Source organism: Micromonospora sp. NPDC050200 (assembly GCF_040656135.1).
Lineage (GTDB): Bacteria > Actinomycetota > Actinomycetes > Mycobacteriales > Micromonosporaceae > Micromonospora.
In genome coordinates this window covers 1-7918 of sequence record NZ_JBFALG010000124.1, presented here as the reverse complement: position 1 = coordinate 7918, position 7918 = coordinate 1, and the positions used below count along the sequence as shown (strand labels likewise).

Genomic DNA, 7918 nt, shown 5'->3' with positions numbered 1-7918 from the left:
CATCGCTGTTCGGTGTCTGTCAGCGCCACCACATCGAGCCCGACCTGCACCTTCCGTCAGCCCTTCACGGCCTCTTCACCACCGGTCAGCTCCGTGCCGCTGACCCAACGGCGCGGACGGGCCTGTCAGTGCTGCGCACCGGCCGTGACCACCCCTCGGTCACGGCCCCCACCAATTCCAGACACCCCTCCCTCAGAGGGGATCCTCCTCCTTCCCTGAAGGGAACCCAGCATGTCCGCCGAACACTCCGACCCGCAGTCGTCCGACCCCTCCGACCCGGACCCCTCCATGCCCCCCTCTCCCGCGCCTTCCCCGTCGTCCCGGCGCCTGCCTCGCCAGCAACGTCTGGAGCTGCTGCGGCGACTGACCCTGCGCGACCGTCAGCTGCTCGGCTGGCTCGCCGAGCACTACCTGCTGTCCACCGACCAGATCGCCCAAGCCCTGTTCCCGTCACGGCGGGCGGCCCTGCTGCGGCTGGCGACCCTGCACTCCATCGACGCGGTCACCCGGTTCGTGGACGTCACCACCGGCACCGGCCAGTACCTCTACGCCCTCGGCCCCCTCGGCGCCGTGGTGCATCCCACCGCCTACACCGACCCCGACCGGCCCACCGCACGCCCGCCGCGCAGCAGCATCGAGCGCACCGAACGGATCGTTGGCAGCAGCAAGCTGCGGCACCTGCTGGGCGTCAACCAGCTCTTCGTCGACCTGCACGCCTACACCCGCACCGACCCCCACGCCGAGCTGCTGCGCTGGTGGTCCGAGCAGCACGCCACCGCCGCCTTCGCCGCCGCCGACATCCGCCCCGACGCCCACGGCGTCTGGTCCGTCGGCGACCGCACCGTCGGGTTCTTCCTCGAACACGACAACAACACCGAGAACCTGGGCCGGGTGCTGCGCAAGCTGCGCGCCTACGAACGCCTCGCCGAGTTCGGACCCCGCTACCCCGTCCTGCTGCGCGTACGCAGCCGCCGCCGCGAGACCAACCTCCTGCGCGCCCTGGCCGGCCTACCCGCCGCCATGCCGGTGGCCACCGGCGTCCACGACGAGCACCCCGCCGGGCCGGCCTGGACCCTGACCACCAACCCGGGACCGCGCCGCTGGCTACACGAGCTGCCCAGCGACCACGGCCCCGACAACCCCGCCACCAACCCGCACCGCTTCACCCACCCCGACACCGACGGCTGACTCGACAATCTGTCAGGCGAACGCCTCACCTGTCAGATCCGCCGGATCTGACAGGCAGCGATCCTCACCAACGCGCCCAGGCGGCGGGAACGTCTGACAGTGCAGGTCAGCACCGCTTTTCGGCCACCACACGGGCAGGGGACGCTGACAGATCACCCCTCTACCGTTTCCGGCAACACCACACCCACATATCGCTCCACCCCGGTTCGGTCCCACCCCAGGGACCCCCCGCCGCACCCAGCGGTACGCCACGCCCACCCGCTTCGGCCGGTCGGCACGCGCACCGCGCGGCGGCCCTCAGGGGTCGCACCCAGCCACCCGCACCGCACCACCGCACCTCCTCTTCCCCTCTTCGCCCTGACCCGACCCATGCACCCGGTGGGCCGGTCATCCCCGCGTGCCCACACGCACCCACCCAAGGAGGACCCCGCATGTCCGCTGTCAACGGCACTCCGCTGACCCGCCACGGCAGTCGCGTGCTGCCCACCGTCCCGGCACGGCCCGCCCCGGCGCAGGCCGCCCCGGCGCCCACGCGCCGACCAGCCCCCACCCGGACCACCACCGCTGCGGTGCGGCCGACGGTCCTGCCGGCACCGACCATCGCCACGATGGTCATCTGCCTGCCCGGCGACCTGCCCGCCGACGCGCTCACCGCGCACCACCTCGACACGCATTTCGGTGTCACCGGCACCCTCACGCCCCTGTTCTGGGCGGTACCGCAGCTGCGGCTGTGGCAGCGCCACCAGATGATCGGCCTACGCAAGGGCCGCCCCGCGCCATGCGCGGGCGGACCCCTGCGGCTGCTCGACCTGCAGGGAATGCGGCACGCCGCCGCCGTCGGTGCCGGGATCCGCTACCAGATCTGGCAGCACGTCGTGCACGGCACCCGAGCGGCCACCCCGTGGCCGGTGTTCGAGACCCGCCACCTCACCGACCCCGACCGCTACCCCATCGACACCGCGATCGCGGACTTCCACGCGCAGCCCCGCGTCAACGCGATGCGGATGCACGCCGCCGCCACCCCCGGCCCTGGGCAACCCGGCGTCGGTGAGCTGGAGATGTACCAGGCAGGCCAGATGGCCTACCAGCACTACAAGTCTGCCAGCGCCGTCGCCGGCGACGCGATGCTCACCGCCGACGGCCGCAAGCTGGCCCCGGCCAGCGACGCCCTCACCCACCGGGTGACCTACCTGGAGCAGGCCCTGGCCCACCTCGACACCCTCGCCGCGGACCAGCGGCTCCTCGCGGTCGCCCTCTAACCGCACGACAAGCCGGACCGGACGGCGCGCCCTGATCCCTGCACCCGGGGGACACCAGGCGCGCCGCCCGGCCGGCCCGCATGCCCGCCCCGACACGGCCGGCGCGCCACCGCACCGCTTCACCCCTAACGCGAGGAGGCATCACTGATGAGAGCCCGACACCGCGCCGCCGCCATCGGCGCGGCGCTCACCGCCGTCGAACAGGCCGCCGACACCCAAGGCTGGGACGCCCTGCCCACCCTGATCGGCCTGTTCGACGCCACCACCCACCGCCACCAGCCCCGCATCGACATCGACGAGATCGGCATCGATCCGGCGTTCTGGTGGCTGCACTCCCAGACCGTCCCCGGCATGCGGCTGCCCTACTGGGTGGGCCTGAAAACCCTCACCGCCCACCTCACCGCCCCCGACGCGCCGCCGTGGCTGGCCCAGTGGGCACACAGCGGGCAGCGGCGCCTGACCGCACTGGCGTTCCTCGGCGAAGGCCTCGACACCAGCGAGAATGGCCGCCGCGACGCCGCCGCCCGCGGCCTACCCGCCGGCCCCGACGGGATTGGGGTGCGGGCGCTGACCGCCTGCGACATCGACGGCCGGCACTACCAGATCCTGCGCCTACGCGGCGCCGCCACCACCACGACCGTCGTCCTGGACGACCCGCCCCCGCGGGTACGCGCCACCGTCATCCCGGCCTGCCTGCGCCGCCTGCTCACCGCCGCACGCGCCTGAGCGCCGACGCCGACCACCGGTCCACCAAGGCCGCGAGGCGGGCCATCACCGCACGCGAAGCCGGCGAGTAGGCCAACCGGGACCGGGCGATCCGCTCTCGCGCGGCACCTGCTCGGCGCGCCAGCCGAACGGCGCGACCCTCGACCACATACCGGGTGACCAGTGTCGAGGCACCTCCAACGGGCGGCCGGCCGCGCGTCGCCGGGCGCCCCGGGCCGGGGCGTCCCACCAAGCCCGGCCAGCAACAGGCCGCCCTTTCCCTCTTCCCCTCCCTACCGATCAGAAGGTACACGAGTCATGCCCGATCGACTGTGGTTCCGGCTCCAGGACGTGCTGCCCCTGGCAGAACACGCCCTCGTCTGCCCCACCCACCACCTCACCAGAGCACAGGCCGCCGCCGGCGAGCGCAACGGCCCCGCGCTGGCCCTGACGCGTACCGGCCCCCGCGGCGTGCTGCGCTCCAACGGCGTGCCGGTCTGGCACAACCACAACGGCGACGAGCAGGCCGCCGTGGGCACCTCATGGCGTCGCGTCGCCGGCTCACACGACGAACCGGAGGAGAACCTGTACCTGTCACTCGGGCAGGCAGGCCCCAGCCGGCGCCGGCTGATCGACGTTCTACGCGCCGGCCGCGACCTTGACCGCAACTGGCTCGCGATCGACACCGACAAGTGGCCCAGCCCGACGCTCGACGCCACACACGTGCAGGTCTTCGACCATCGCGCCGACATCGCCCCACCCGGCGTCCGCTGGCGACCGCGCATGGTCACCTCGCCGCAGGCCGCCGACGGGTCGTTTCCCGCGCTGGTGGCCGATGGCTACACCATCGACGACAGTCTCGTCTGCCGTTTCGACCCTCACACCGCCCGGCTGATCGCCGCGGACCTCACCGGCGCGTGGCGGCTGGGCACCATGCCCGGGGAATACCCGCTGCTGCGCTTCGACGGCGACACCCTCCTCGTGCTCGCCGAACGCGACACCGGCGGCGAGACCCTCCTCGACGTCGACGACTGCTGTTACCCCGACCGCGACGGCTACTACCGCATCGGCGCCGGATGGCTGTGGCACGCCGCCGACACCACCACCTCCATGCCCATCCGCGACCGGATCCGGCTGCACCTGACCGCCCTCGCCGCGCGCGCCCACGCGATCAGCGGTTCTAGACGGTGACAGCGACCCAGCCGCACCCGCCTCCCGGCCCGCCTGCCGACACGCAGGCCGCCGTTCACCACCCGGAATTACCGAGGCAGCAGGGGGCAGGCCCGCTGCCGTCCCGAGATGTGGTCCGTGCACTTGATCACCGCCGCTGTCGAAGCGTGGATCAGTGCGTGGACCTCGATCCGCACCAACCCCTACGACGAACGGACACCAGCATGACCGACACTCATGAAGCGAACGCGCCGGTGCACAGCGCGTTCAAGGTTCTCGCGGCGCTGGCCGAACTCGGCGAGGCCACCGCCGCTGCGGTCGCCGAGCACGCCGGACTCGGCTACTCCACCACTACCCCGAAGCTGCGCGCGTGGGAGGGATCCGGGCAGGTCGAGCGGTTCCGCACTGGCGACGGCCGCACCCTGTGGCGGCTCACCGACTCCGGCCGCGCCGCCACCGCCACCGCCGGCGCCCCGCACCCAACGGCAACACCCGAGGGGCCTCAGGCGACGGCCGGCCCTGTGGGCACCGACGAGCAGAGCCAGGCCAGTGACGGGTCCCCGTCGGCCGCCGTAGCCGACGTCCCGCCACCAGCCAGCGGCGGCGCATCCCCGCGGTCGCACCCCGATCAGCACGCGCCCGTCGCACCGGATCCAGCCGAGCCCACCGAGCCGGCCGAGCTCACCGAGCCGAACCAGGAAGTAGAAGCGCCGACGGTTGCCGCCTCGACCCCCGTCGCCGACGCAGACCAGGACGCGTCGGGGGAGCCGACGCCCGCGGACGGGCGTCCCGACGCCGAGGCGGCGGACGCACCACCGGACGGCAGCCGCCCAGGCACGGCGCGCCGGATCGGCGGGTCGCTACGCGGGGCGGTCCTGGACATCCTCGAAGCCCACCCCGACCGGGCCTACAAGACCGGTGAGCTGACCAAGCTGATCGACGCCGCGAACGCCGGCACCGGCGCGGCCAAGGCCAGCGCCGGGGCGGTCGCCAACGCCGCGACCAAGCTCGTCGCCGACGGCAAGGCGGTGCAGACCGTGGACCGCCCGGCCACCTTCCAACTCGCCCCCGCCACCGGCGGCCAGTAGCCCACTGTCAGCCAGCCCGAGGGCGGGCGTCGAAGTTGGAGCCTCACGCCCACCCCCGGTGCTCCTTCTACACCAAGGAGCGTTCCCGAGTGTCTCCCATCCTGCACACGATCGCTATCGCCGGCGGCGGGATCCTCGCCGGCCTCGCCCTCGCCGGTGCTCTGCTCTGGCGGCAGCAGCACGCTCTCCACGTAGCCCGCTACGAGGCCACCCACGATGAGATCACCGGCCTGCCCAACCGGCGGCTGTTCCTCACCCGCCTGCGCGCCGCCCTCGCCGATCGCACGCCGGTCGGGGTGGTGCTGCTCGACCTCGACCGGTTCAAGACCGTCAACGACACCCTCGGCCACGATTCCGGCAACGTCCTGCTCGACCAGATCGGCCGGCTCCTGACCAGCCTGCCCACCCCCGTGCAGGTCGCGGCCCGGCTCTCCGGCGACGAGTTCGCCCTGCTCGTGTCCGGCGACCGGGACGACACCGCCGCCGCGGCCCACGCCGCGTGGCGGGCCGTCGCTGCCGCCCCGATCCGCGTGATCAACGGCGACGTCCGCGTGACCGCCTCGGTCGGCTACACCCACACCCACGACCCGCACGCCAGCCCCCGGCAGCTGCTCGCCGAAGCCGACACCGCCATGTACCACGCCAAACGCTCCGGCAGCGGCGTGTACGACTACCGCCCCCACAGCACGCCCGTCCCGCGCCGCAGCCGCGACCGCCACCACCGCTGACCCGTCCCACGACCCCCGCACGACCAAAAGGACCCCGCAGCCGCCGGCTGCGGGGTCCTTCCCCTTTCCGAGAATGGAGACCCCTGTGTTGTCCTCCAACGCCGTCCACACCCTCGCCGGTTGCCTCCTGGCCGCCGACGCCGACGCCGAGACGCTGGGCTGGGGCCAGCCCGCGACGCTGCTACTCATCCACGACCGGCCCCTGGACGCCGCCGGGCCGAAGCGGAGGCGCGAGATGCGCAGCCTGGAGTTCCCGCTGCACCGCGACGACCTGCTCACCGACCCGGCCGGTCTGCCCGCGCTGCTGCACCGCCTCGCCGCCAGCCTCGACAACTCCGACGCGCCCACGCCGTACCAGGCCACCCTTGCCACCATCGTCGGGTTGATCCGCGCGACCGCGCCGGACGCGCGGCTGCTGGCCTGGGCCGCCTGCTACGACGACATCCGCACCGGCGACGGCCAGCCACGGCAGGCCCGCCGCGTCGACGCCGTCGACATCGACGGCCGCCTGTACGAGGTCACCCGCCTGCGCGGCGAGGACCACCCGCTGCTGGTCGTCGACGACTCCCCCGACCCGGGCGACATCCCCGCCACCGGTCCCGGTCTGGCCGCGCTGCTGGCTGCCACCGCCCGCCACACCCACACGAGCACGCACGCAGACGCGGCATCCGGACCGCAGGTGCCGCCACACGCCGACCCCGACGAGCCGATCTTCGGCGTGTGGGGGCCCGACGGCGCGTCGATCCGCTGCCGGATCTGCGGGGCGGTCGACGGGATCGCCTCCGACGAGGTGCCCTCCATGGCCGGTTACGGCGAGGACACCTACACCCGGTGCATTCGCTGCGGATCGGTGGAGACCACCGACCCGATCTTCGGCTGGCGCGCCAAGCCCGCCCCTTGGCCGCCCCACCCCGCGCACGACCAGCCGTGAGGAGTGGCCGCGGCAGCCGACGCCACGAGCTTCACTCCCGCGCAGGCGCAGCAAGCGCCCGCGGCACTGCCACCACGGCACGCGCGTCGTCATCCGCGGCCCGCGGCCACGCGCCGATCGCCCGTGATCAGCCCTCGCGCGGGCGTTCCGCCGTCAGCCCGCGCCCGCGTACACGCACCCGCGGGTCCCAATCGTCGCCTCTCGCTAAGGAGCCCTGTCCCGTGAGCACCCACTGCTACGTCGGCGCCACCGACCCCGACAATCCCCACCTCGTGCACGCCCGATTCGTGCTCTTCGACGGCCACCCGGGCGTCGTTCTGCCCGCCCTGGCCGCGATCTGGGCCGGCCAGGCCCACCGTGACACGCGGGCGCTGATCACCGCGATCCTCGCCCACGACTGGGAGTACCTCGACCCGGATGCCACTGCCACCACCCGCTCCGGGTTCGCCGGGCAGCGCCCGGTGCCGGACGTCGGCATGACCCTTGCGTCCGAGGTGGACCCGCCGGAGCCGGTGACCGTGTTCCCGCTGTGCCACGCCGGGCACCTCGACGCCGACTGGATCTACCTCATCGAGGCCGATACCACCGCGATCGGTGTGCACACCGGCGACGGGAGCCGCGTGGCCACCTACCCGCTCACCGGCTGCCTGCTCCCGGCCACCGCTCACCGCCGGCCACCGCAGCCCTGCGGCGTGCTGCCAGCGGCAGGAGCGCCACGGTGAGTGCCCGCGCCCTCGCGGCGATCGCCGCCGGGGTGATCGCCGTGCTGGTGCTGTGCGCGGGCGGGATCGGCACCCTGTTCACCGGCGGCGGCACCGCCTCCGCCGCCTGCTACCAAGCGGTCGGCCC

8 protein-coding genes are annotated in these 7918 nt (G+C 73.6%); all 8 read left to right on the top strand.

Going from position 1 to position 7918, the window contains the following annotated elements; translation table 11 throughout:
- Window positions 1-231 precede the first annotated feature (231 nt).
- The 8 genes from AB0I41_RS34305 to AB0I41_RS34270 all read left to right on the top strand — a co-directional run bounded on the left by AB0I41_RS34305 (window position 232) and on the right by AB0I41_RS34270 (window position 7791).
- Window positions 232-1188 (top strand): replication-relaxation family protein, encoded by a 957-nt coding sequence (locus tag AB0I41_RS34305; RefSeq protein ID WP_357115360.1) that lies wholly within the window; start codon window positions 232-234, stop codon window positions 1186-1188.
- Window positions 1189-1619: 431 nt separating this feature from the next.
- Window positions 1620-2447 (top strand): hypothetical protein, encoded by an 828-nt coding sequence (locus tag AB0I41_RS34300; protein WP_357115358.1) that lies wholly within the window; start codon window positions 1620-1622, stop codon window positions 2445-2447.
- Window positions 2448-2594: 147 nt separating this feature from the next.
- On the top strand, window positions 2595-3173 hold the full coding sequence (locus AB0I41_RS34295) for a hypothetical protein (protein WP_357115356.1): 579 nt from the start codon (window positions 2595-2597) through the stop codon (window positions 3171-3173).
- 297 nt (window positions 3174-3470) lie between these two features.
- Window positions 3471-4343 (top strand): hypothetical protein, encoded by an 873-nt coding sequence (locus AB0I41_RS34290; protein ID WP_357115354.1) that lies wholly within the window; start codon window positions 3471-3473, stop codon window positions 4341-4343.
- Window positions 4344-4546: 203 nt separating this feature from the next.
- Window positions 4547-5410, top strand: coding sequence for a MarR family transcriptional regulator (locus tag AB0I41_RS34285; protein WP_357115352.1), 864 nt, complete (start codon window positions 4547-4549; stop codon window positions 5408-5410).
- An 89-nt stretch (window positions 5411-5499) separates the two neighbouring features.
- Entirely contained in the window at window positions 5500-6138 is a 639-nt protein-coding gene (locus AB0I41_RS34280) for a GGDEF domain-containing protein (RefSeq protein WP_357115350.1), read from the top strand.
- 73 nt (window positions 6139-6211) lie between these two features.
- Window positions 6212-7069 carry a hypothetical protein gene (locus tag AB0I41_RS34275; RefSeq protein WP_357115348.1) on the top strand — a complete coding sequence of 286 codons (858 nt, stop codon included), beginning with the start codon at window positions 6212-6214 and terminating at the stop codon, window positions 7067-7069.
- A 221-nt stretch (window positions 7070-7290) separates the two neighbouring features.
- Entirely contained in the window at window positions 7291-7791 is a 501-nt protein-coding gene (locus AB0I41_RS34270; protein WP_357115346.1) for a hypothetical protein, read from the top strand.
- The last annotated feature ends 127 nt before the right edge of the window (window positions 7792-7918 follow it).

Bases quoted from the DNA above. Each gene is read 5' to 3' on its own strand.
- AB0I41_RS34305 (WP_357115360.1), top strand. From the start codon at position 232: ATGTCCGCCGAACACTCCGACCCGCAGTCGTCCGACCCCTCCGACCCG.
- AB0I41_RS34295 (WP_357115356.1), top strand. From the start codon at position 2,595: ATGAGAGCCCGACACCGCGCCGCCGCCATCGGCGCGGCGCTCACCGCC.
- AB0I41_RS34275 (WP_357115348.1), top strand. From the start codon at position 6,212: ATGGAGACCCCTGTGTTGTCCTCCAACGCCGTCCACACCCTCGCCGGT.
- AB0I41_RS34290 (WP_357115354.1), top strand. From the start codon at position 3,471: ATGCCCGATCGACTGTGGTTCCGGCTCCAGGACGTGCTGCCCCTGGCA.
- AB0I41_RS34300 (WP_357115358.1), top strand. From the start codon at position 1,620: ATGTCCGCTGTCAACGGCACTCCGCTGACCCGCCACGGCAGTCGCGTG.
- AB0I41_RS34285 (WP_357115352.1), top strand. From the start codon at position 4,547: ATGACCGACACTCATGAAGCGAACGCGCCGGTGCACAGCGCGTTCAAG.